The organism is Nonomuraea solani, assembly GCF_900108335.1.
Taxonomy (GTDB): Bacteria; Actinomycetota; Actinomycetes; order Streptosporangiales; family Streptosporangiaceae; genus Nonomuraea; species Nonomuraea solani.
The window spans coordinates 167,878-190,324 of record NZ_FNVT01000002.1 but is presented as its reverse complement, the minus strand read 5'-3'; the positions used below and the strand labels follow the sequence as shown (position 1 = coordinate 190,324).

The 22,447-nt window shown below is 70.6% G+C and carries 20 protein-coding genes; 11 read left to right on the top strand and 9 right to left on the bottom strand.

Features of this window, described 5'->3' with window-relative positions:
* Positions 1-201 precede the first annotated feature (201 nt).
* On the top strand, positions 202-645 hold the full coding sequence (locus C4V41_RS06585; protein WP_103954891.1) for a DUF6623 family protein: 444 nt from the start codon (positions 202-204) through the stop codon (positions 643-645).
* Between the two features lie 76 nt (positions 646-721).
* On the top strand, positions 722-943 hold the full coding sequence (locus C4V41_RS06580) for a hypothetical protein (RefSeq protein ID WP_103954890.1): 222 nt from the start codon (positions 722-724) through the stop codon (positions 941-943).
* A 75-nt stretch (positions 944-1,018) separates the two neighbouring features.
* On the opposite strand, the gene C4V41_RS06575 is transcribed toward C4V41_RS06580, so the two are convergent.
* The 5 genes from C4V41_RS06575 to C4V41_RS06555 all read right to left on the bottom strand — a co-directional run bounded on the left by C4V41_RS06575 (position 1,019) and on the right by C4V41_RS06555 (position 7,918).
* Entirely contained in the window at positions 1,019-1,945 is a 927-nt protein-coding gene (locus tag C4V41_RS06575) for a LuxR C-terminal-related transcriptional regulator (protein ID WP_160150195.1), read from the bottom strand.
* 161 nt (positions 1,946-2,106) lie between these two features.
* The gene (locus tag C4V41_RS06570) at positions 2,107-3,525 is read right to left on the bottom strand and encodes a tryptophanase (protein ID WP_103954888.1); all 1,419 of its coding nucleotides are present in this window, start codon (positions 3,523-3,525) and stop codon (positions 2,107-2,109) included.
* A gap of 7 nt (positions 3,526-3,532) precedes the next feature.
* Complete coding sequence (locus C4V41_RS06565; RefSeq protein WP_103954887.1) at positions 3,533-4,567, bottom strand: methyltransferase; 1,035 nt, start codon at positions 4,565-4,567, stop codon at positions 3,533-3,535.
* Positions 4,564-6,153 (bottom strand): O-methyltransferase, encoded by a 1,590-nt coding sequence (locus C4V41_RS65785; protein ID WP_327536224.1) that lies wholly within the window; start codon positions 6,151-6,153, stop codon positions 4,564-4,566. Before C4V41_RS65785 ends, C4V41_RS06565 begins: the two co-directional genes overlap by 4 nt.
* Before the next feature lie 490 nt (positions 6,154-6,643).
* Positions 6,644-7,918 carry an aspartyl protease family protein gene (locus C4V41_RS06555; RefSeq protein WP_103954886.1) on the bottom strand — a complete coding sequence of 425 codons (1,275 nt, stop codon included), beginning with the start codon at positions 7,916-7,918 and terminating at the stop codon, positions 6,644-6,646.
* A gap of 133 nt (positions 7,919-8,051) precedes the next feature.
* On the opposite strand from C4V41_RS06555, the gene C4V41_RS06550 reads away from it, so the two are divergent.
* Positions 8,052-8,573, top strand: a complete 522-nt coding sequence (locus C4V41_RS06550; RefSeq protein WP_103954885.1) for an RICIN domain-containing protein — start codon at positions 8,052-8,054, stop codon at positions 8,571-8,573.
* Positions 8,574-9,244: 671 nt separating this feature from the next.
* On the top strand, positions 9,245-9,349 hold the full coding sequence (locus tag C4V41_RS65780; protein ID WP_327536766.1) for an aromatic-ring hydroxylase C-terminal domain-containing protein: 105 nt from the start codon (positions 9,245-9,247) through the stop codon (positions 9,347-9,349).
* A gap of 25 nt (positions 9,350-9,374) precedes the next feature.
* Here the strand turns inward: C4V41_RS65780 and C4V41_RS06540 are convergent, their stop codons facing one another.
* Positions 9,375-10,541 carry a sensor histidine kinase gene (locus C4V41_RS06540; protein WP_146103565.1) on the bottom strand — a complete coding sequence of 389 codons (1,167 nt, stop codon included), beginning with the start codon at positions 10,539-10,541 and terminating at the stop codon, positions 9,375-9,377.
* Between the two features lie 130 nt (positions 10,542-10,671).
* Here C4V41_RS06540 and C4V41_RS06535 point away from each other — a divergent pair, with 130 nt between their 5' ends.
* Positions 10,672-11,409: a PIG-L deacetylase family protein gene (locus C4V41_RS06535; RefSeq protein ID WP_200823795.1), complete on the top strand. Its 738-nt coding sequence runs from the start codon at positions 10,672-10,674 to the stop codon at positions 11,407-11,409.
* Between the two features lie 7 nt (positions 11,410-11,416).
* On the opposite strand, the gene C4V41_RS06530 is transcribed toward C4V41_RS06535, so the two are convergent.
* Together C4V41_RS06530 and C4V41_RS06525 are read right to left on the bottom strand one after the other, a co-directional pair.
* Complete coding sequence (locus C4V41_RS06530; protein WP_103954881.1) at positions 11,417-12,076, bottom strand: M15 family metallopeptidase; 660 nt, start codon at positions 12,074-12,076, stop codon at positions 11,417-11,419.
* Between the two features lie 88 nt (positions 12,077-12,164).
* Positions 12,165-15,176 carry an AfsR/SARP family transcriptional regulator gene (locus tag C4V41_RS06525; protein WP_103954880.1) on the bottom strand — a complete coding sequence of 1,004 codons (3,012 nt, stop codon included), beginning with the start codon at positions 15,174-15,176 and terminating at the stop codon, positions 12,165-12,167.
* Between the two features lie 96 nt (positions 15,177-15,272).
* Here C4V41_RS06525 and C4V41_RS06520 point away from each other — a divergent pair, with 96 nt between their 5' ends.
* Genes C4V41_RS06520 through C4V41_RS06510 form a run of 3 tightly spaced genes read left to right on the top strand, consistent with a single transcriptional unit; the run spans position 15,273 to position 19,946 of the window.
* Positions 15,273-16,850 carry an FG-GAP-like repeat-containing protein gene (locus C4V41_RS06520; RefSeq protein WP_160150194.1) on the top strand — a complete coding sequence of 526 codons (1,578 nt, stop codon included), beginning with the start codon at positions 15,273-15,275 and terminating at the stop codon, positions 16,848-16,850.
* A 21-nt stretch (positions 16,851-16,871) separates the two neighbouring features.
* Positions 16,872-18,416: an FG-GAP-like repeat-containing protein gene (locus tag C4V41_RS06515; protein WP_103954878.1), complete on the top strand. Its 1,545-nt coding sequence runs from the start codon at positions 16,872-16,874 to the stop codon at positions 18,414-18,416.
* Between the two features lie 21 nt (positions 18,417-18,437).
* Positions 18,438-19,946, top strand: coding sequence for an FG-GAP-like repeat-containing protein (locus C4V41_RS06510; protein ID WP_103954877.1), 1,509 nt, complete (start codon positions 18,438-18,440; stop codon positions 19,944-19,946).
* Between the two features lie 51 nt (positions 19,947-19,997).
* Here the strand turns inward: C4V41_RS06510 and C4V41_RS06505 are convergent, their stop codons facing one another.
* Complete coding sequence (locus tag C4V41_RS06505) at positions 19,998-20,438, bottom strand: MmyB family transcriptional regulator (RefSeq protein ID WP_235029945.1); 441 nt, start codon at positions 20,436-20,438, stop codon at positions 19,998-20,000.
* Positions 20,439-20,647: 209 nt separating this feature from the next.
* Between C4V41_RS06505 and C4V41_RS64015 the strand changes: the two genes are divergently transcribed.
* From C4V41_RS64015 to C4V41_RS06485, 3 genes are all read left to right on the top strand, one after another.
* Positions 20,648-20,881 carry a hypothetical protein gene (locus tag C4V41_RS64015; RefSeq protein WP_235029944.1) on the top strand — a complete coding sequence of 78 codons (234 nt, stop codon included), beginning with the start codon at positions 20,648-20,650 and terminating at the stop codon, positions 20,879-20,881.
* Positions 20,882-20,982: 101 nt separating this feature from the next.
* Positions 20,983-21,603 carry an RNA polymerase sigma factor gene (locus C4V41_RS06490; RefSeq protein WP_235029943.1) on the top strand — a complete coding sequence of 207 codons (621 nt, stop codon included), beginning with the start codon at positions 20,983-20,985 and terminating at the stop codon, positions 21,601-21,603.
* Positions 21,596-22,447 carry a CU044_5270 family protein gene (locus C4V41_RS06485; RefSeq protein ID WP_103954876.1) on the top strand — a complete coding sequence of 284 codons (852 nt, stop codon included), beginning with the start codon at positions 21,596-21,598 and terminating at the stop codon, positions 22,445-22,447. Before C4V41_RS06490 ends, C4V41_RS06485 begins: the two co-directional genes overlap by 8 nt.

Below are 22,447 nucleotides of genomic sequence, written 5' to 3'. Positions count from 1 at the left end.
GGTAATGCTGCGGCGAATTTTGCCCTATTGATGTGCTTTTTCTGGGAAATGCGCATCCCTAACCTTAGGGATATCAAGATTTGCCCAAGGCATTTTATCGTTGAGCCAACAGAAAGAGCCGGACCGTAAAGACCCGAACGGGTCCGGATTCCGGGGTCACCACGAAATCAACAGCCGGCCAGAACCGCAAGGAGAAAGACAATGTCGAAATTGTACGCGTCATGGCAGCACGGCTTCACGGCTGTGGCCGAGAATCCCGGTACGAGCGCGTTCCGCCAGGGATTCGGCGTCACCTTCTCGCTCCCGGCAAACGGCGGCGACTGGATCCACCTGGCCATTCCCACCCCCGTCATCGTCGAGGACCGCCGGGCCACCCTGGACAGGGTGCTCATCCTCTTCCACGCGCGGGAGACCAGCTCGCTCCTCCACGTGCACGTCTGGGACGGCCCGAACCGCATCCTGGCCAGAGACGACCTCAAAATCGAAGGTGATCACGTGCACGGCCTGAGCGCGAACAACGTCTTCCCCGTAGGCCGCGACGGCATCAACTTCGGATGCGGGATCTCGATGTACTTCGCCGCCGGTCAGATCGACAGCCACGTTTTCATCGCGGGCTTCGGCGGGGACTTCTCGCACAACATCTGACCTCACCCCGTCGTGGCACACGTCCACCTCTTCGGGCCCGAGCCCGACGACCATCACAGGAAAAAGGAAAACGATCATGCGTTATCGAGCCCGTCTGTTCGCCGGCCTTGCCGGCGCCCTCTGCCTGGCGCTGGGCGCCGGCGTCGCTCCCGCGACGGCCCAGTCCGTGTACGGCCCTTATGCCAGCTACGAGGTCTGCTGGGTGTCCGGCAACCAAGGGCAGCAGGCCGGTCAATGGGTGTCGTATTTCTGCGCGCAGAACGGCACCCCCCAATGGTGGCTTTTCACGACCCCCTGACCGGTCGTTTACACCGGCCCCGATATCCCATGCCGGGCGTGGGATATCGGGGCCGGTGTTACGCGTGCGGGCACGTCACGTGTTGAGCGAGGCGATGAGTTCATCGCGTCCGCTCGTGCCCGTCTTGCGGAAGAGAGCCTTGAGATGGTCGCCGACCGTGTAGACGGACAGGTCGAGCGCGCGGGCGATCTGCTTGGGCGCGGACCCGCTGTAGAGGTGCTGCATGATCTGGCGTTCGCGGGCGGTGACCCCGTACCAGTCGCAGAACGAGGGCATCAGCGACGTGCCGGTCGCGCGCTGGATCATGATCGCCACGTCTCCGTCGTCCCCGAGCCGCTGGGCCTCGATCGTGGTCCACCAGCCGCATCCCACCGAGGGCACGCAGAGCCGCAGGTGCCTCGGGTGCTCGCGCGCCGCCGCCGCCAGGCACGAGAACGAGCAGTCGGCCAGCCACTCGGGTACGGCCAGGTGCGTTCTCATCGCCGCCAGCCACGGCCGCGCCTGCGGCGTCATCGTCTTGATCCGGCTGTCCGCCCCGACGACGAGCATGCCCGGCGGCGGCTCGGGTGGGAGGGACGTGGCCGGCGAGGCCGTCACATAGCCGCGAAACGCGGCGACCAGCGCGGGCCCGACGCCGGCCAGCCGGCGTGCGTCGGCGTCGTCGAACGGACGGGCGCCCGCCGCCCGCATCAGGCAGAGCACGCCCCACACGCCCTGCGCGGACCGCAGCGCCAGGCACAGCTCCTCGCCGGCCCCGTGTTCGTTCAGCAGCCGGTCGCGCATGCCCGGCCGCGCCTGCCGGGCCACCGTCACAGGGACCTGCTTCAGCGCCAGATGGGCCAGTTCCCCCATGTACTCCGCCACACGGTCCGGCCTGAGCAGGTCGCGGCCGAGATCGGGCGTGTATCCGTGCCAGAACGCCAGCGTGGTGATGCCCGGGCCCGACGACGGATTGTTCGTCCCGCAGCGCAGCGCGTCGTGCGGCACCACGGTCGCGATCACGCGTGACAGCTCCGCCGCCACCGCTTCCATTCCGGCGCCAGGGACCAGCGCCCCACACAGATCCCGATGCAACCGGACACACTCCGTAATCACGGTTTCAGTGTGCGCCGGAGCGCGCCGTGCGGGCCACCGAATTTTCGTGCACGTCGGAACGAACGGTCTCAGGGCTCCCGTGCCGGCCGGGTCAGGATGGAGTCCGGAGCGGTGGGCAGGAAGCGGGCCTGGAAGAAGCGCAGCACGTCCGGCTCATGGACGAACCGCAGACCGCTGTCGAGCAGGTCCCGCTGCTTGTACACGCTGATCACGCCGTCGGCCACGACGTCCATGTGGCTCTGGGTGTAGACGCGTCGCGGGATGGTGAGGCGGATGAGTTCGAGCCGGGGATGGCGGTTGCCGCCCGTGTCGGGGTCGCGGCCGGCGGACACGGTGCCGCGTTCGGCGGCACGGACGCCGGAGTCGAGGTAGAGGGCGGCGGCCAGGGTCTGGGCCGGGAACTCGTCGCGGGGCAGGTGGGGCAGCGTGGCCGCGGCGTCGACGCAGACGGCGTGGCCCCCGATGGGGTGGACGAGCGGTATCCCCGCGTCGGACAACTGCCGCCCCAGATAGGCGACCTGGTCGATGCGGGCCCGGATGTTCTCCTCCTGTACGGACTCCGCGATGCCTTCGGCGACGGCCTCCATGTCGCGTCCCGCCATGCCCCCGTAGGTGTGCAGGCCCTCGTACAGCACGACGAGATTGCGGGCCTGCTCGGCCAGGCCGGCGTCGCGGACGCCGAGCCAGCCGCCGATGTTGGCGAGGCTGTCCTTTTTGGCGGACATGGTGGCGCCGTCGGTGCGCGCGCAGAGCTCCCGGAGGACGCCGGCCACGGTGTGGTCCTGCCAGCCCGGTTCCCGCTGCCGGATGAACCAGGCGTTCTCCACGGCGCGGGCGGCGTCCAGGATGATCGGAATGTCGTGGCGCCGGGTGAGGTCGCGTACGGCGGTCAGGTTGGCCATGCTGATCGGCTGCCCGCCCGCCATGTTGACGGTGGCTGCGACCGACACGTACGGGATGTGCTCGGGGCCCACCTCGTGGATGAGCCGCTCCAGCTTGGCGAGGTCGATGTTCCCCTTGAAGGGGTGCTCGCAGCCCGGATCGTGGGCCTCGTCGATGATGACGTCGTGGAAGGTGCCGCCGTTGAGCTCCTGGTGGGCGCGGGTGGTGGTGAAGTACATGTTGCCGGGGATGTGGCAGCCGGGCCGGATCAGGGCGCGGGAGAGGATGTTCTCCGCGCCGCGGCCCTGGTGGGTGGGGATGACGTGCTCGTAGCCGTAGTGATCACGCACCGCGGTTTCGAACCGGTAGAAACTCCGCGCTCCGGCGTAGGCTTCGTCGCCGGACATGAGCGCCGCCCACTGGCGGTCCGACATGGCGTTGGTGCCCGAGTCCGTGTACAGATCGATGTACACGTCCTCGGAGCGCAGCAGGCTGATGTTGTATCCCGCGTCCCGCAGGGCCCGCTGCCGCTCCTGCCGGGTGGTGACCGGCAGCCGTTCGACCATCTTGATGCGCCACGGCTCCGCCGGGTGGCGTCCGGACATGAGGTTCTCACTCCTCCGGGGAAGTCTTGCGGGCGATCAGGACGCCGTTGGCGCCAAGGCCCTCGAACGGCAGGACGCCCTCGGGTTCCAGGCCCTCGGCGCGCAGCCAGGCCGAGTACTCCGCGGCGGTGTAGTTCCTGCCCCAGGTCTCGATCAGCATGTTGAGGCTCATCAGCGCGGCCAGCGGCGGTCCCTGCTTGTCGTCGTCGACGAAGGACTCGCAGATGAGCAGGAGTCCGCCCGGGGGCAGGGCGCCGGCGCAGGCGTGCAGGATCTTCCGTACGTCGCTCTCGCCCCAGTCGTGCAGGATGTTCGACAGCAGCACGGCGTCGTGCCCGCCGGGCAGCGGGTCGGTGAAGAAGTCGCCGGCCACCAGGCTGATCCGGTCCTCCAGCCCGGCTTCGATGATCCGGGGTTCGGTGAGCTCGCAGACGAACGGAAGGTCGAAGATCGTCGTACGGAGTTGCGGGTGGCCGCGGCACAGCTCGACGGCGAAGGCCGCGCCACCGCCGCCGACGTCGAGGAGGCGGCGGACGGGCCAGGGGTCCAGGGCCTTGGCGAGCATCCGGCCGGTATATCCGGACAGCGCGTGCATGCCCTCCCAGAAGTGCTCGGTCATCACGGGGTCGTCCGGAGCGAAGAGCGACTCCTGACGCTCGGGGTCCCAGGTGGCCGGATGATCGCCGCGCAGGGAGCCGGCCAGTTCGAGGTAGGCCGGATACTCGTGGCGGTCCACGAGCGTGACCCAGCCACCGAAGTAGTAGGGCTTGCCCGGCACCAGGTACTTCTCGGACATGGGGGTGTTGGAGTAGACGCCCTTCTCGTCGAGCCGGAGCAGCCCCAGCGCCGTGCAGGCGGTCAGCAGCAGCTCGGCGGGACGCCGTTCGATGCGGTGGCGTTCGGCGAAGTCGTCGAGGGTCAGCCCGCGGCCGCCGGACAGTTCGGCGAACACGCCCAGTTCGGTGGCGAGGGCCAGGGCCTTGAAGGCGTACACGCCCGAGGTCAGGCGCATCAGCGGCAAGGGGGTGGCGGCGGACGTCATCTGCGGTCTCCAGTCGTGGCGAGCGGCTTGCGGGCCAGGGTCAGGCCGTCGGCGATGGGCAGCATGACCTGCTCCATGCGAGGGTCGGCCTGCGCGTGGTCGTTGAAGGCGCGGATGGCCGCCGCGTTGCCCACCGCCTCCTCGTCCACCACGTCGCCGCCGTAGAAGACGTTGTCGACGGCGATGATCCCGCCGGGCCGCATCCTGGGCACCAACTGCTCCCAGTAGCCGATGTACCTGGGCTTGTCGGCGTCGATGAACGCCAGGTCGACGCTGGGCTCCTCGGGCAGCCCGGCCAGGGTCTCGGAGGCCGGCCCCAGGCGTACCTCGATCCGGTCCTCGACACCTGCCCGCCGCCAGGCCTCGCGCCCGATGTCCGTCCACTCCCGGGACAGGTCGCACGTCAGCACGTGGCCGTCCGGGCGCAGCCCCCGGGCCAGGCAGAGCGTGGAGTAACCCGTGAACGCCCCCACCTCCACCACCGAACGCGCACCGACGAGCTGGGCCAGCAGGGTCAGCAGGGAGCCCTGCTCGGGCGGTATCTGCATCTCGGCGATGTCGCCGAGCTCATTGGTGCGTGCGATCAGCTCCTCGGCCACGTCGTCGGGCGGGGAGCCGTGGTCGACCATGTACCGGCGGAGTTCGTCGGTGACTTCGACGTCCTTGGGCAGAGTCATGATTCCTCCGGAGATCGGGGCGAGCGGTGCGGAGGCAGGCGGCGCGGGGCGCTGGGCGGCCGTGCTCTCCGGCACCGCGACGAGGTTTCTGACCTGCTGCTTGAGCAGGCGGGACGTGGTCCGCTCCAGGTCGGCGATGTCCTGCCGGTCGTCGTCCGGCGCGCTCGCCGAGACCGGCCGGTCGAGGTAGTACAGCCCGGAGCCGGCCAGGTCGGCAATGATCTTGATCAGGCGGTACAGGAGTTGCAGCCGCGTGGCGTGCGCGCACACGGGTGCCCTCTGGGTGAGGAAGAAGTCGTCGTACAGGTCGGACTCCTCCGTCGACGGATCGTCGCCCGCGCGCCGCCCGGCGTCCTGGAGCAACGAGCCTCCCTGCGGTACGAGCCGGGCGGCCACCGCGGTGTGCACCCGGAGGTTGCGCCGCATGGCCGGCCGCACATCGGAAGGAGACTCGTCGGCCGCCTGTTTGAGCAGGTAGGGAAGCCCTCTGTAGTCGCGCGCCCATTCGCCGCTGAACGCCGGATGCCACTCGGTCATCCGCGGCCGGATCGACTGCTCGTAGATCTCGGGCGGGCAACTGCCCGAATACAGCAGGAGCACCGAGTAGAGGTCCAGTAGCCGGACGGCGGCCTCCGCGGGAACGGGATCGGCGTCCGCCAGCGTCTCGCGCAAAAGCTGCCATTCCAGGAAGGCCGCCTGGTGGCCCACCATCCACCGGTACCAGGCCAGCGCCCTGGGCCGGGTCGGGGGAGCGAAGATGTCCAGGCCACGATCGAGGTCGGCGGCTCGCACCAGCGCGGCCAGCTCCGCGAACTCGGACTTGGCCGGGCAGTCGTCCCGGCACTCTCCGGGCGCTCCTGGAAGGGGGAGACGCAACACCTGCGCCCCGGCCCCGCCGTACGGCTTCATCGCTTCATCACGTCTTTCCCGGCATCGTGGAACAGAGCACGTGGACGGCCGTCCACCGCGGATCGCCGGGCGAGATCAGCCACAGCGCGTCCGCGACTCCGTCAGGCTTCCTCGCCGGGAACGAGGCGGGCCAGATGCCGTTCCATCTGATGGAACCCACGCACGAGAAGCCGTTGCTGGATCACAGCTGGTCGGCGACCTCGTCGAGAACCTCCGGCAGGTCCCGCTCCGGAGCCCAGGGCAGCACCGCGATCTCGCGCCCGCAACTCCGCGGGCGTCCTGTACGGGATGCCGTAGACGCACCTCGGCTCCGCCTGATCACGACCGGCCGCGACCCACTCGGCCCGCAGCCGGTCCGTGGTCTCGACGACCTGCTCCACCGGCCGCCGCCAGGACGATGAGCGGGTCGAACCAGCCCCTGCCGGGCGGGAGCTTCGGGTATGGATGGTTCCTCCCGTGGACAAGGTCAGCGTACGCCTCCGTGCGGGGCTCAGGCCGTGACGTAGAAGTTCATTCCGGCATAGTCGAACGTGATGGCGCGGGACCTGAAGAACTCGTGGGTGAAGTTGCCGACCGTCTCGAATCCGAACATGTCCAACCATGGCCAGGCGCCCACCACACCCGGGACGTTCCGGCCCACCGCCCGCCCCAGGCTGATCCGGGCCGGGGTGATCGGGTAGGACGGCATTCCGCCGGAGTTCTGCGGATGGTCGTAGTCGATCTCGACGCCGGCCCGTTTGGCCCCGTCCTCGGTCATCAGGATGCCCAGGCCCATGCCGCCGGTGTCGACCGAGGCCACACCAGGCCCGTAGTCGTTGACGCTGCCCAGCGTGCAGGGCACGTGGTCCTTCGCCAGCCACAGCGGCAGGCGGCCGGCGCCCCTGCCCGCGGCCTCGGCCCAGGCCTGGCGCGCCTGCGCGGCGGTCTTGCGCCGCAGGACGAGCGCCTGCTCGGCGTAGTCCATGGTGGCGATGAAGTGGTAGAGCAGCGTGGTGCCGATGACGCCGGCGGGCCGGGTGCCGTCCGGCAGGTTGGGCATGCGCAGGTCGTACCAGACCACGGGGACGGTGCCCAGCGTGATGTCGCCCAGCCCGAACGACGGCATGACGCCGTGGTAGGTGGTGAGGGTCTGCCCGGCGGGATGGGTGGTGCTGGTGGACACCGCGCGCAGGCCGGCCCGCTCGGCCGTCGTGGTGGACAGGGCCAGGGTGCCCCCGGTGTCGATGAGGAACGTCTGCGGCTCGCCGCCGTTCACCGAGGCCCGTACGGAGGGGAGAGGATCGACGCCGACGAACGGAAGCCGGGTCTGCTGCGCGCCCTGGAGCCGGTACGGGGCGCCGGTCACGCTCGCGTACTGGACGGCCTCCGCCGCGTCCATCTGGTCGCCGGTGCCTTGGAGCAGGGGGACGGCGGGCGGCAGGTCGTCCTGGCGGATGTGGCACTCGGCGAGTTGCCGCTTGGAGAAGGCGTCGCCGGGGGCCAGGCGGATGGCCTCGGTGAGGAAGCGTTCGGCCCGCTCGAACCGGTTCGCCAGCAGCGCGATGCGGCCGCGCCGCGCCAGTGCGTGGGCATCGGCCGGGTTCGCGCGGAGCAGGCGCGCGTAGGCGCGGTCGGCTTCGGCGAACCTGCCCGCCCTGAAGAGCCGGTCAGGTTCGCCGCCGGGGGACGACAGGGCCGTCGCGGACTCCGACGGCAGCAGGGTGAGCATCGCGGCACCGGCCGTCAGGCCCGCTCGCGTCAGGAAGTTCCGTCGATCTATGGTCACGGCGGCTCATTGAAGTCCGGATCGTGTTTCCTCGGCGTTTCCGCCTCTTGGGGTCGCTGAGCGGAAACTCAACGGATCCTCAACAACGCCCCGGTTACCGTCCTCCCCAGTGACCACAGAGAGGACGGAACGTATGCGTACAGCGATCACACTCCTGACCGGTGTCGTGCTGGCCGGTGGCCTGATGGCGGTGCCCGCCCAGGCGGCCGGTGGATCCGTCGTCGAGCTCAAGAACGTCGCCACCGGCATGTGCCTGGCGATCGGCCACGGCGAGGCGCGCAAGGGCAAGGCCGCGATCCAGTGGCCGTGCAACGGCGGGCGGGAGCAGCACTGGCTGATGTCGTCCGATGGGTACATGGCCAACGTCGCCACCGGCATGTGCCTGGCCATCGGCCACGGCGAGGCGCGCAGGGGCAAGTCAGCCATCCAGTGGCCGTGCAAAAGAGGGTGGGAGCAGCGCTGGAAGCCCAGGTCGGCGCCGCGGGACAGGAGCCTCAGGGCGGACGACTTCAAGGCGCATCACTTCATGAACGGCGCGACCCAGATGTGCCTGGCGATCGGGGGCGGCCAGGCGCGCAAGGGCAAGGCCGCCATCCAGTGGTCGTGCAAGAGGGGAGCGAGCGAGCAGGCCTGGGTGATCACCACAGTCGGCTAGGCGGGGCGGTCTCGCATCATCGCGACTCCGACGGCGAGCAGCCAGATCGTGATCGCGGCGCTGGACAGCGACACCAACGCGCGGCCGCCGCGAAGGCGTCAGTCGTTCGTCAGGACGAGGCCGGCGAGGTCGCGGCGGGAGTTGACGCCGAGCTTGGGGAAGGCCCGGTAGAGGTGGTGGCCGCGGCGCCCGCGGTGAGCTCGTGATGGGTGCGTTCGGCCCAGGGGTGGGCGCCGATGCGGTCGAAGGTCTCCAGTGCCGCCGAGTGCTGCTCGCGTGCCTCGGCCTTGCGGCGGGTACGACGGAGCCACTCGCCGTACAGCAGGCGGGTCCGGGCGTGCTCGAAGCGGGTCAGGGCACCGGTGGCCAGGTTGTATCTGCCCAGGCGTACGGCGGCCTCGACCAGGTCGGGCAGGCTGCGCTCGGCGGGGAGCGGGTGGCGGGCGGCGCCGTCGTACAGGACGAGCAGGTGTTCCAGCGCCTCCGCGGCCCGCCCGTGGCCGAGCTCCAGCAGGCCCAGCGCCCAGCGGGCCCGGTGCCCGCCGCCGCTGTCGTCGTCGAGCACGCGAGCGGCCCGCTCGCGGCAGCCCTCCTCCTCGCCCTGGACGGCCAGCAGATAGGCCTGCACGCCAAGGGCCTGACCGGCCCAATGGGGCTGGCCCGCCGACGCCCTGCTGATCCGCCCGGACGCCCACATCACCTGGGCCGCGACCACCGGCGAACCCGCCGCACCCGCGCTGCGACAGGCCCTCACCGACTGGTTCGGCACACCCTAGAGCGGAACCGGGCCACGGTGCGCCGCTACCAGGGCAGGGTCACCTCGACCCTGAACCCGCCCTCCGGCAGCGGTGCCCCGTGCGCCGTGCCGCCGAGTGCCTCGGCGCGTTCGCGCATGCCGATCAGGCCGTGCCCGCCCCCGCCGGTCCACTCGCGCTCCGCGCCCCCGGCGCCGTCGTCGGTGACCTGGATGTGCAGGGCGTCCGCCGTGTAGCGCAGCACCACCTCGGCCTCGGCGTCCTTGCCGGCGTGCTTGAGCGTGTTCGTCAACGCCTCCTGCACGATCCGGTACGCGGCCAGGCCCATGTCATCCGGAACCTGACGAGTCGGGCCCTCGACACGTAATCGCACGTCGATGGGCAGCCACTCGGCCAGCTCCCGGATCGCCTCGATCCCCGGCCGCGGCACCGTCGGGCCCTCCCGCAGCACGCCGAGCAGCAGCCGCAACTCGGCCAGCGCGGTACGGCCCACGTGCCCGATCACCTCGACGGCCGCGCTCGCCCCGGCCTTGTCGTCGCTCAGCAGCGAGACGCCCGCGCTCGACGACTGGATCACCATGGCGCTCACGTTGTGCGCCAAGATGTCGTGGAGTTCGCGGGCGATGCGGATGCGTTCCTCGGCCAGCGCGGCCTGGGCCTTGCTCTCTTCGGCGCGGGCCGCGGCGCGCGCCACCGCCTCGGCCTCCGACCGCCGCAGCCTGCCCAGCATCCATGCCGCCACACAGGTCACGAACGACACCGCGAACAGGTCGTCCGGCGGCTCGGGCACCACCGGCCCCGCCCACATCCGCACCACCGTCACGATCGTCGGCAGCAGCGTGCCGGCGAGGAAGACGACCGGCCAGCGCGAGGACGTCCACCGGCCCGCGGTGTAGAGCACGAGCATGAGGGCGGTCGGCGTGCTCAACTCCGACCACGAGGCGTTCCACTCCGCCCAGATGTCCCACCGGCCACCGGCGAACCACAGCGTCCACACCAGCGCCAGCACCGGCACCGGGTACGTGCGCCGCACGGCGAGGCTCGCATAGGCCAGCAGGTCACCCCAGAACGTCACGGGCAGGCTGCCGGGACTGGCGATGGTGTGGTCGCTGTAGGGCACCTCTACCAGGAGGAACGTACAGGCTGCCACAGCCAGCAGCGGATCGGCGAGCTGAGGATGCTCGCTCCACCAGTCCAGCACTCGCCGCATCATGATCAAACGCTATGCCGGTACGTCGTGCGCGCCAAACGTCATTCGGCCGGCCCGCCGCCACGGTGGCGCTAATGCGTGCGAATGGAGTTTCGCCGCCCAAAACGGCCCGCAACGCGGAAGGATGTCCCGCATGACATTGCCTGCTCTCCCCGAGGAGTCCTTCCAGCGCGTGCTCTGCGTCGTCGCGCATCCTGACGACATGGAGTACGGCACGTCCGCGGCCGTCGCTCGCTGGACCGCGCGCGGCATCGAGGTCGGTTACCTCCTGCTCACCCGCGGCGAGGCCGGCATGCCGAACCCTCCGGAGGAGACGGCTCGCCTGCGCGTCGCCGAGCAGCGGGCCGCCTGCGCCGTCGTGGGCGTCAAGCACCTGACCGTCCTCGAACATCCGGACGGTGTGCTCGTCTACGGGCTCGACCTGCGCCGGGACATCTGCCGGGAGATCCGCCGGTTCAAGCCCGACGTCGTACTCGGCACCGGTTATGAGATCGAGACGCCCTATGGCTTCGACCAGGCCGACCACCGCGCGGCCGGGCTCGCGACGCTTGACGCGGTGCGCGACGCGGGCAACCGGTGGGTCTTCCCGGAGCAGGTCGACGACGATGGCCTCGAACCGCACTCCGCGCGCTGGTACATCGTCCCCGGGCTCGCCGGCTCCGCGACCCACGGCGTGGACGTCACGGGTGAGCCGCTGCGCCGTGGCGTCGCCTCGCTGGAGGCACACGCGGCGTACCTGGCCGCGCTCCCGGACCACCCCGCCCCCGGGGATTTCATCCCGAAGTTCACCGCGATGAGCGGCGAGGCCATGGGCGTCGAGCACGCCGTTCTGTTCCGCGCCCACGATCTGCAGGCACCACCGGAGATATAGGACGTGTTCAATGGGCCGGTTCGGCCGCTGGGCCGTAGCCGGCGTGGCGGGCTCCCGAGAGGTGGGCCCAGTAGCGGTCTCCGTAGGACCAGTGCCACCACTCGGTCGGATAGTTCACGAAGCCGGCCGCCGTCATCGCCGCACCCAGGGTCTGGCGGTTCCGCCTGGCCTCGGCGGAAATGTCCGGCGCGTCGGTGTAGCAGGCCTCGTCGCTCTCCGGCGGGGTGGCGTTGACCGAGGTGCCCATCGGCAGCTCCACCCCCTCCGCCGTGCACAGGGTCAGGTCCACGGCGCCTCCGGAGGTGTGGGGGGCCACCTCGGGCGGGGAGACGTACCGGCTGGCCTCGATCCGCAGCCGTTCGCCGTCCCACTCCGGGTGCGCCGCCGACAGGCGGGCGAGGCTGGAGGCGAAATAGCGTTCCTGCAGGGCCGCGGGGCGGTAGCCCTCGACGACCAGCAGGCGCAGCCCGCGGGGGAGTTGGGTCTGGGCGGCGACCAGGCGGTCGGCGACGCTCAGCCGGACGTGCGCGAACGCGCCGGCGTCGTCGGCCAGGCGCGCGTCCAACCGTACGGCCTCCAGGCGACGCAGGTCGACCAGTGGTTCGCCGCACTCCCGCACCACCACTCCGGCGATCCTCGTGTCGGAAAGAAGAACGATCTCAGTCATGGGGCCTTCGGTGGGGACCAGGGGCGCCTCCCGCGTGAGACGCCGGCTCCATCGTGGTCCACGAAGCTCCAAAACCGCTGAAATCGCCTTACAGCGCGACGGGCTCGCCGTGCTCACGGGCGTCGTGCAACCGGAAGATCTCCAGGGCCTCCGCCCGCAGGGAGCCGGCGAGCGCGTCATCCCCGAGCGCCTGGTGCACCAGGGCGAGGTCGCGCAGCGTACGCCCGCGGAACAGGTCGATGCGCAGCGTCTCCCACAGCCGCAGTGACTCCTCCAGACGCTCTTTGGCCTGGTAGAGCCGGCCTTCTGCCAGATGCAGCTCGCCAAGGGTACGCAGGGTGCAGGCCTCGCCCCAGCGGTCGTGGACCGTGCGCGAGACGTCGAGCGACTCCTTCAGCAGGCGGCGGGCCTCGTCGTGCCGGCCGAGCCGGGTCAGGGTCTTGCCCAGGGAGCGCCGGCAGTAGGCGACCATGAACCGGTCACCCAGGTCGAGGAAGATCGCCAGCGCGCGTTCGGCCAGCTCCAGCGAGGGCTCCAGTTCCCCGCGCGCGCGGTGGTACAGCGACAGGTTGCGCAGGACGAGGCCCTCGCCGCGGCGGTTGCCGGCCTCCTGGTACAGCGACAGCGCGGCGGCGAGCGCGGCCTGCGCGGCCGGGTAGTCGCCGCGCTCCAGGTACACGGTGCCCGCCAGCCGCTTGACGTGGGCGACGGCCTGCGGATCGGCGAGACCGGCCCACAGGTGTTCCGCCCCGCCCAGGAAGTGCAGCGCCTCGGGCAGGTAGCCCTGCTCGCGGCAGGCCGCGCCGAGCGCGGCCAGGACGGTGGCCTCGCCGCGGACGTCCTTGGCGGTGCGGAACAGCGACAGCGCCTGGCCGAGATATTCGCGCGACTCGGCGTACAGGTCGCGCTCGTAGCTGAGCTGGCCCAGCCCGGCCAGCAACTTGGCCTCGCCGAGCGCGTTGTCCATCCGCCGCGCCACCGCCAGGGCGGCCTGATGGGTACGGTTCCAGGTCGTGAACGGGTTGTCGAAGACGTATTGACTGCCCTCGAACGCCACCGACGACAGCGCGGCGGCCAGCTCGACCGCGATCTCGTCCAGATCCATCGCGGCCGCCAGCTCCACCGCGACGACCAGCGCCTCCTCCTCCCGCCGGATCCAGGCGGGCGGGTCGGCGAGCACCGTCCGCGCCATCTCCTCCGCCAGCGGGTAGGCCAGTCCACCGGCGGCGCGCCTCGGGATCACCCCCGTGGGCCGTTCGGCGTCGAGCTGCTGCACCAGCCACAACCAGCCGCCCAGCACCCTGGTGACGGCGGCCGTACGGGCCTGCTCCGGCTCCTCCGCCACCGCGCGTTCCGCGGCGAACAGCCGGATCAGGTCGTGCAGCCGGTAGCGGATCTGTCCCGCCGCGTCCGTCTCCACCATGTCCACCAGCGACGCGTCGACGAGCTGCTCCAGCACCTGCTCCGCCTCGTCCGGGCCGGTCTCGGTGGCCGCGGCGGCGATCCAGACGCCGAAGTGCGGCAGCCCGAGCAGGCCGAGCCGGCGCAGCGCGCTCCTGGCCGGCTCGGGCAGCAGCCGGTAGCTCAGGCCGATGCTGGCGCGCACCTCCTGGTCGCCGACGGCCAGCTCGTCCAGCCTGCGGCGCTCGTCGGCCAGCCGGTCGGCCAGCCGCGCGACCGTCCACTGGCGGCGCGAAGCCAGCCGTGCCCCCGCCACCCGCAGCGCGAGGGGCAGACCGCCGCACTGGCCCACGACGCGCCAGGCCGCGTCGGGGTCGGCGGCGATCCGCTCCTCGCCGGTGATACGCGCCAGCAGGTCGAACGCGGCCTGCGCGGGCAGCAGGCCGAGGTCCAGGAAGGCCGCCCCGGCCAGCCCGGCGAGCCGGTTGCGCGAGGTCACGATGACGCCGCAGCCGCCGGCGCCCGGTAACAGCGGGCGTACCTGACTCTCGGAGGCCGCGTCCTCCAGCACCACCAGCTTGCGCCGGCCGGCCAGCAACGTGCGGTAGCGCCCGGCCCGCTCCTCCAGCGTGCCGGGTGACGGCGTGCCGGGCGGCTCCAGCTCGCGCAGCAGCCGGCCCAGAACCTCCTCCGGGGTGGCGGGCGTCTCGCTCGTGCCACGCAGTTCGATGTGGAGCTGCCCGTCCGGGTACGCGTCCGCGACCTGGTAGGCGGCCTGCAGCGCCAGCGCCGACTTGCCCGCGCCGCCCTGCCCGGAGATGACGCAGAGCGGCATGGTGTCCGATTTCATCAGATGTCCGCACAAGACGGACAGCTCCTCGGCGCGACCGGTGAAGTCCGGTACGGGCGGCGGAAGCTGCCGGGGCAGACGCGCGGCGGGCGTGGCGGCGTGCAGCAGAGCAGGGTCGGAGCGCAGGATCGCGGCCTGCACCCGGCGTAACTCCGGCCCCGGCTCGATGCCCAGCTCGTCGAGCAGGACCCGCCGGCCGTGCTGGTAGACGGCCAGCGCGTCGGCCTGCCGGCCCGCCCGGTACAGCGCCGTCATCAGGTCACGGCGCAGCCGTTCACGCCCGGGGTGCAGCGCGACGAGCTCGCCCAGCTCCTCGATGAGCTGTTCGTCCTGACCGGCGGCCAGGTCGGCGGCCACCCGCTCCTCGATGACCGCCAGCCGCAGCTCCTCCAGCCTCTCGGCCTCGGTACGCAGGAAGGAGTCGCCGATCCCGCCCAGCGCGGCCCCGCGCCAGAGCTTGAGCGCCGCCCGGAACAGCTCCCCGGCCCTGAGATGGGCGCCCTCCTTGGCCGCTGCTCGCGCTTCGGCGACGTGCCGCTCGAAGACGAGCTTGTCCAGGGACTGCGGCGGGACCTCGGCGAGGTAGCCCACGCGATGGGACACGATCACGGGCGGCAGCCCCGCGCCGGTGAAGGCCCGGCGCAGCGAGGCCACGTACGTGTGCAGGATCTGGCGTGCCGTGGACGGCGGGTCCTCGTCCCACACCGCCCCGATCAGCCGCTCCCTGGGGATCACCCGCCCCGCGTCCAGCAGCAGCGCGGCGAGCAGCGCCCGCGGTTTGGAGCCCCCGAGCGGCACCTGGCCGCCCTCACTCCATACCTCCACCGGGCCGAGCAGGCGAAACTCCATCGGTTCTCCCCAGGCTTCGCGTTTCAACGCCTTCGAAGGCTTTTTACAGCCACCCCAACCATGCTTCCCCACCAAGCGAACCCGGAGGAGAACGAGATGAACAGATCATTTGGCGGACTGATCGCGGGCGGCGCGGCCCTGACCCTTCCCGCCGCCCTCATGCTGACGACGGTCACCGGCCCGGCCGCGGCCGTCGAACGCAACCGCATCGTCGCCGTCGCCCAGGCCGAGATGGCCGACGGCGATCGTAACGTCGAGCGGCCCGCGGGCAGCAACTGCAACTACTACACCGGCGTCTTCCGCACGTGGAAGCCGTCGAGCGGCTGCGGATCCGCCGACGGCGTCCAGTTCCGCGACAGCGACTGGTGCGCCGACTTCGCCAAGTACGTGTGGCGTGGCGCGGGAGTCCCGTACGCCGACGTCGCCGAGACCTCCGGTGGCGTACTGACCGGCTGGGCCTCCTCCTTCCGCGACTACGGCACCCGGCACGGCACCTGGCACACCCGGGCCAGCGGCTACACCCCGCAGCCCGGCGACGCCGTGGTCTTCGACTGGGACCAGAGCGGCGACATCGACCACGTCGGCATCGTCACCTCGGCCAACGGCGGCACGGTGTACACCGTCGAAGGCAACAGCGGCAACCGCACCAAGGCGAACAGCTACGCCCGCGGCGACGTGGACATCGTCGGCTACAGCTCTCCCGTCGGAGCCGTCACCAGCCCTGAAGAGGTGGACGACACGACGGGCGAGGCCGTGGACTTCGACGGCGACGGCAAGCCGGACCTGCTCGGAACCACAGCGGACGGCACATTACGGATCTATCGCGGCACGGGCAGCCTGGGTCGGCCGTCGGTGGACGCCGGGACGACGATCGGCAGCGGCTGGAACTCCATCACCCGGATCACGGTGGCGGACATCGACAACGACGGCAAGAACGATCTCGTCGGCCGCGGCGCCGATGGCGGCCTGTATGCCTACCTCAACAAGGGTGACGCCGATTTCTCCGGGACCCGGGTGACCATCGGGTCGGGCTGGGAGGGCATCACCCGCGTAATGGTCGGCGACTTCAACGACGACGGCAAGACCGACCTGCTCGGTCAGAGCACGGACGGCACCTTGTACGCCTACCTCAACACCGGCACTCCGGGCGCGCCCAACATTTCCACCCGCGTCCTGGTGGGCACCGGCTGGGATGGTATTGCCCGGGTGCTGGTGGCCGATGCCGACAACGACGGCAAAACGGACGTGATCGGCCAAAGCGCGGACGGCATCCTGTACGCCTATCTCAACACCGGAGCGCCGAACTTCGCCAACCGGGTGCAGATCGGTACCGGCTGGGACGGGGTCGGTCTGGTCTCCACCGCCGACATCGACGGCGACGACAAGACCGACGTGCTGGCCCGGCACGGCGACGGCACCCTGTCCGCCTACCTCAACAAAGGCACCCCTGGCGCGCCGGACATTTCCGACCGCCGCCAGATCGGCACCGGCTGGAACGCCGTGGATCGGCTCACCTTCGCCGACATGGACGCCGACGGCCGCACCGACGTCGTGGGCCGTTTCACCGACGGCACCCTGAACGCTTACCTCGCCAAGGGCGCGGCCGACATCTCCACCACCGTCACCATCGGATCCGGCTGGCAGGGCATCACCCGCCTCGCCGTCGTCAACTGACACCCCGCAAAGGACACCCCCATGTTCAAGACTCTCGCGCTGACGACCATCACCGCCCTCACCCTGACCGCCACCCCCGCCATGGCCGACCCGCAGCCCACCCGGGCCTCGGACGTCACCGCCGCCTACGACCTGGCCGCGTGTGACCCCAAGGGCACCACCGCCACCGACGCCGCACTGGCGACCCGGCTCAACGGCACGCTGCAGGCCAAGATGCGCGGCTACATGTCGGCGTACCGCGTGTCCTGCGCCCGCATGGTCGTCAAGGCCGTACGCGACCGCGGACTGGACCCCCACGCCGCGGTGATCGCGATCACGACCACGATCGTGGAGACCAGCATCCAGAACATCAGCGAGGAGGTCGACCATGACAGCCTCGGCCTCTTCCAGCAACGCGCCTCCTGGGGCAGCCGCGCGCAGCGACTCGACCCCGTCTGGGCGACCAATGCCTTCCTGGACAAGATGCTCAGGCTCTATCCCGGCAACTCCTGGCGCACCGCGCCTGTCGGCGAAGTGTGCCAGGCGGTGCAGGTGTCGGCGTACCCGTCCCGCTACCAGCCCCAGGCCGGCGACGCGCAGCTCATCGTCAACGCCCTCCTGACGCCCACCGGCGGACAGGAGCCGGACGACGCGACGGGTGAGGCCGTGGACTTCGACGGCGATGGCAAGCCGGACCTGCTCGGGACCACAGCGGACGGCACGTTACGGGTGTATCGCGGCACGGGCAGCCCGGGTCGGCCGTCGGTGGACGCCGGCACGACGATCGGCAGCGGCTGGAACTCCATCACCCGGATCACGGTCGCCGACATCGACAACGACGGCAAGAACGACCTGGTGGGCCGAGGCGCCGACGGTGGCCTGTATGCCTACCTCAACAAAGGCTCGGCCGACTTCTCCGGCACACGCGTGACCATCGGATCCGGGTGGGAGGGCATCACCCGGGTGGTGGTCGGCGACTTCAACGATGACGGCAAGACGGATCTGCTCGGTCAGAGCACCGATGGCACCTTGTACGCCTATCTCAACACCGGGACTCCGGGCGCGCCCAACATTTCCACCCGCGTCCTGGTGGGGACCGGCTGGGACGGTATCGCCCGGGTGCTGGTGGCCGACGCCGACAACGACGGCAAGACGGACGTGATCGGCCAAAGCGCCGACGGCACCTTGTACGCCTACCTCAACACCGGCGCGCCGAACTTCGCCAACCGGGTGCAGATCGGTACCGGCTGGGACGGGGTCAGTCTGGTCTCCACCGCCGACATCGACGGCGACGACAAGACCGACGTGCTGGCCCGGCACGGCGACGGCACCCTGTCCGCCTACCTCAACAAGGGCGTCCCCGGCGCGCCGGATATTTCCGACCGCCGCCAGATCGGCACCGGCTGGAACAGCGTGGATCGACTCACCTTCGCCGACATGGACGCCGACGGCCGCACCGACGTCGTCGGCCGTTTCACCGACGGCACCCTGAACACCTACCTGGCCAAGGGCGCGGCCGACATCTCCACCACCGTCACCATCGGATCCGGCTGGCAGGGCATCACCCGCCTCGCCGTCGTCAACTGACACCCCGCAAAGGACACCCCCATGTTCAAGACTCTCGCGCTGACGACCATCACCGCCCTCATCCTGACCACCAACGTAAGCTCCGCCATGGCCGCCCCCAGCCTGCAACTGCCGTTCCCCTGCGGCCAGCAGTGGCGGCTGGACACCTGGGGCCACGCCCCCGCTCTCGACATGGTGAAGGAACCCGACCAGCACGGCACCGAAGGCGCCACCCTGGTCGCTCCCGCCGCCGGCACAGTGAACCAGTCCTTCTACCACAACAACGCCGGCAACGTGATCCAGATCAACCACGGCGGCGGCTACTTCACCACATACCTGCACCTGGAACACCGCGCCGTAGCGCCGGGAACCAGGGTCGAGATGGGAACGGTCATCGGCCGGGTCGGCAAGAGCGGTCCCACCTCCAACGGCCACCCCCACCTGCACTTCGAACTCGGTTACGACGCCGACGGCAGCGGCTCCGCGACATGGGGCTACGCCGGTGCCGAACGGGTCCGGCCGACGTTCAACGGAACCGTCTACGGAACCGCCAACAACCAGACCTCGCGCAACGTCACCAGCCGCAACTGCCAGGGCTCCGCCGAAGCGGACGACACGACGGGTGAGGCCGTGGACTTCGACGGCGACGGCAAGCCGGACCTGCTCGGAACCACGGCGGACGGCACATTACGGGTGTATCGCGGCACGGGCAGTCTGGGTCGGCCGTCGGTGGACGCCGGGACGACGATCGGTAGCGGCTGGAACTCCATCACCCGGATCACCGTCGCCGACATCGACAACGACGGCAAGAACGATCTCGTCGGCCGAGGCGCCGACGGCGGCCTGTATGCCTACCTCAACAAGGGTGACGCCGATTTCTCCGGGACCCGGGTGACCATCGGGTCGGGCTGGGAGGGCATCACCCGCGTAATGGTCGGCGACTTCAACGACGACGGCAAGACCGACCTGCTCGGTCAGAGCACCGACGGCACCTTGTACGCCTACCTCAACACCGGAACTCCGGGCGCGCCCAACATTTCCACTCGTGTCCTGGTGGGGACCGGCTGGGACGGTATCGCCCGGGTGCTGGTGGCCGACGCCGACAACGACGGCAAAACGGACGTGATCGGCCAAAGCGCCGACGGCATCCTGTACGCCTATCTCAACACCGGGGCGCCGAACTTCGCCAACCGGGTGCAGATCGGTACCGGCTGGGACGGGGTCAGTCTGGTCTCCACCGCCGACATCGACGGCGACGGCAAGACCGACGTGCTGGCCCGGCACGGCGACGGCACCCTGTCGGCCTACCTCAACAAAGGCACCCCTGGCGCGCCGGATATTTCCGACCGCCGCCAGATCGGCACCGGCTGGAACAGCGTGGATCGGCTCACCTTCGCCGACATGGACGCCGACGGCCGCACCGACGTCGTCGGCCGTTTCACCGACGGCACCCTGAACGCCTACCTGGCCAAGGGCGCGGCCGACATCTCCACCACTTTCACCATCGGATCCGGCTGGCAGGGCATCACCCGCCTCGCCGTCGTCAACTGACCTCCTCTCCCGCCCCAGGGCCGAGCCGCACCCGGCTCGGCCTTCGGGCTGTCAGCGGAGCGTCTGTGCTCCGATGACGGCCAGCACCTGCAACTTCTCGTAACTCTCACTACCGGGCGTGGCGGTGTAGACGAGCAGCGAGTGCGCCTGCCCCGGATCGACCAGCCGCTGGCAGGTCAACTCCAGCGCGCCGACCTCGGGATGGTCGAAGCGCTTGACGTCATGGGGACGGATCCCGATCTCGTGGTCGTCCCACACACGACGGAACTCCTCGCTGCAGTCCAGGAGCAGGTCGGCCAGGTGCGCGGCCCGGGAGCCCGGCCCGCGGAGGGTGACGAGCTCGCGCAGCCCCGAGGCGTACATGCGGGTGAGGAACGGATGCTCTTCCGGCGCGTAGATCTGCCGGACGGAGGGGTCGGTGAACCACCGGTACCCCGCGCTGCGGGCGGGCCCGGTGTACCGCGTCGTGTCGCCGGTGAGCGCGACGCCCATCGGGCTCTGCCGCAGCGTCTCGCCGAGCTCGACGCCAAGCCCGGCACCCTGTACGGCCCCAGCGGGCCAGGCAACCTCGGCGGCCCGCCCGCCGAACAGCGGCTCTACCCACCGCTGCGCGGCACCGACGCCGCCGCCCGCATCTGGCGGGTCTCCGAGGAACTGACGAAGACCCCCTTCCCGACCGCCTGACCTCCCAGGAGCCGTTCATGAGCGCTCTCACCTGTCCCATCGCCAAGCGGCGAAGCCCCTGGTGGGAGGTCATCGGTGGCGGCACGGCCCATGCCGAACGGCACGTCATCGGAGCCGTCCTCATCGCGACGCTGGGCCGCTACGCCAACCCGGCGGTCAACGGTTTCGACCGGCTCGCCGCCTCCGAGGCGCTGAGCGACATCGCCGAAGGCGGCTCATCGGAAAGGCCACGCGCCCAGATCCGCGACTGATCGACTTCGGGTGCCCGCGGGAAGACGATTCCGGTCTGCGGCGAAGGATGGGTGATCGTGACCGCCGACCGTGAGGCCGACCTTATGCCGGAGACAAGAACGTGAGCGCCGAAGTGAGCGAACAGGTGACCGATGCCGAGCTCGTCGCCCGGTACCGGCGCGACCCCGCCCTGTTCACCGCCGTCCATGACCGCTACTACCGCGACGTCTACCTGTACGCCGCCGGCCGCCTGGACACGCAGATCGCCGAGGACCTCGCCGCCGAGACGTTCCTGCTGGCCTTCGACCGGCGCGACCGGTACGACCCGGAACGCGGAGACCTGCGGCCCTGGCTGTTCGGCATCGCCACCAACCTGATCGCCAGGCACCGCCGCAAGGAGACCCGCCACTACAGGGCGCTGGCCAAGCTGGGTCCCGAGCCCGTCGTGGAAGGCCACGAGGACCGGGTCGTCACCTCCGTCGCCGCCGAGCGCATGCAGCCGCACCTGGCCAGGGCGCTCGCCTCCCTGACCGGCGGCGAGCGCGACGTGCTGCTGCTCGTGGCCCTGGGCCAGCTCAGCTACGACGAGGTGGCCCAGGCACTCGGCATCGCCGTCGGCACCGTGGGCTCCCGGCTCAGCCGGGCCCGCGGCAAGATCCTCGCCCGCATCGACGCCCGCATCGACGCCCGCATCGACGCCCGCATCGACGCCCGCATCGACAAGGAGAACGCCCGTGGATGACCTGAACGCCGTCGCGAGCCTGCTGGCCAAGCCCGAACCGTCCGCCGAGGCGATCACCCGCAGCAGGGGACGTCTCCAGGACAGGATGACGCGGGGGAGCGCCCGCCGGCGCCGCGGCCCGCTCCTGCCGGCACTGGGCATGGCGGTCGCCGCCGCGGCGGCCGTCGCCGTGATCGTCACCAGCGTGGTCTCGCCCGCCGCCGCGCCTGTCTCGGGCAGGGACGTCCTGCTCATGGCGGCGACCAGCGCCGAGCACATCCCCCAGGGCACGGGGACCTATTGGCACATCACGCGTACGTGGCTGATCTCGGACACGCCCGAGGTGCAGGAGAGCTGGACCGCCCGCGACGGCCGCCGCTGGTCCAGGAACGGGCCGTACGCCACTCCCGGCGCCGTCGTCGAGGACTCGGCCCCGTTCAGGCTCATGGGCGCCGAAATCGGGTTCGAGGAGCTCGAAGGGCTTCCGGCGGATCCGGCGGAGCTGAAGAAGCGCCTCGCCGGGCTTCCCCGGGATGACAACGCCATGATGTCCGCCGACCGGCAGGGCGAGCTCGTCTCCCCGCTGATCACCCTGATCACGGAGCTGCCGACGCCCGCGCAGGTCCGTTCGGCGGCGTTCGAGGCCCTCGCCGCGACGCCGGGGGTCACGAACGCGGGGCCGGTCGAGGGCGGGCAGGAACTGGTGATCCCGCTCACCGAGAGCCTGGAGATCAGGATGGTCGTCGATCCCGAGGCCGCGCGGGTGGCGCGCGCCAACATCCTGCTGACCTCCGAGGGGGGCGCGGTGATGAGCAACTCGTTCATCTCGGTGCACACCGAGTGGACGGACGAGCGCCCGCGGTGA

What these genes read in the sequence shown, in the direction of transcription:
- C4V41_RS06585 (WP_103954891.1), top strand. Translation starts at nt 202, where the DNA reads ATGTCGAAATTGTACGCGTCATGGCAGCACGGCTTCACGGCTGTGGCC.
- C4V41_RS06530 (WP_103954881.1), bottom strand. Translation starts at nt 12,076, where the DNA reads ATGACTGAGATCGTTCTTCTTTCCGACACGAGGATCGCCGGAGTGGTG.
- C4V41_RS06510 (WP_103954877.1), top strand. Translation starts at nt 18,438, where the DNA reads ATGTTCAAGACTCTCGCGCTGACGACCATCACCGCCCTCATCCTGACC.
- C4V41_RS06565 (WP_103954887.1), bottom strand. Translation starts at nt 4,567, where the DNA reads ATGACGTCCGCCGCCACCCCCTTGCCGCTGATGCGCCTGACCTCGGGC.
- C4V41_RS06540 (WP_146103565.1), bottom strand. Translation starts at nt 10,541, where the DNA reads ATGATGCGGCGAGTGCTGGACTGGTGGAGCGAGCATCCTCAGCTCGCC.
- C4V41_RS06535 (WP_200823795.1), top strand. Translation starts at nt 10,672, where the DNA reads ATGACATTGCCTGCTCTCCCCGAGGAGTCCTTCCAGCGCGTGCTCTGC.
- C4V41_RS06550 (WP_103954885.1), top strand. Translation starts at nt 8,052, where the DNA reads ATGCGTACAGCGATCACACTCCTGACCGGTGTCGTGCTGGCCGGTGGC.
- C4V41_RS06570 (WP_103954888.1), bottom strand. Translation starts at nt 3,525, where the DNA reads ATGTCCGGACGCCACCCGGCGGAGCCGTGGCGCATCAAGATGGTCGAA.
- C4V41_RS06580 (WP_103954890.1), top strand. Translation starts at nt 722, where the DNA reads ATGCGTTATCGAGCCCGTCTGTTCGCCGGCCTTGCCGGCGCCCTCTGC.
- C4V41_RS06525 (WP_103954880.1), bottom strand. Translation starts at nt 15,176, where the DNA reads ATGGAGTTTCGCCTGCTCGGCCCGGTGGAGGTATGGAGTGAGGGCGGC.
- C4V41_RS65785 (WP_327536224.1), bottom strand. Translation starts at nt 6,153, where the DNA reads ATGAAGCCGTACGGCGGGGCCGGGGCGCAGGTGTTGCGTCTCCCCCTT.
- C4V41_RS06505 (WP_235029945.1), bottom strand. Translation starts at nt 20,438, where the DNA reads ATGGGCGTCGCGCTCACCGGCGACACGACGCGGTACACCGGGCCCGCC.
- C4V41_RS06515 (WP_103954878.1), top strand. Translation starts at nt 16,872, where the DNA reads ATGTTCAAGACTCTCGCGCTGACGACCATCACCGCCCTCACCCTGACC.
- C4V41_RS06520 (WP_160150194.1), top strand. Translation starts at nt 15,273, where the DNA reads ATGAACAGATCATTTGGCGGACTGATCGCGGGCGGCGCGGCCCTGACC.
- C4V41_RS64015 (WP_235029944.1), top strand. Translation starts at nt 20,648, where the DNA reads ATGAGCGCTCTCACCTGTCCCATCGCCAAGCGGCGAAGCCCCTGGTGG.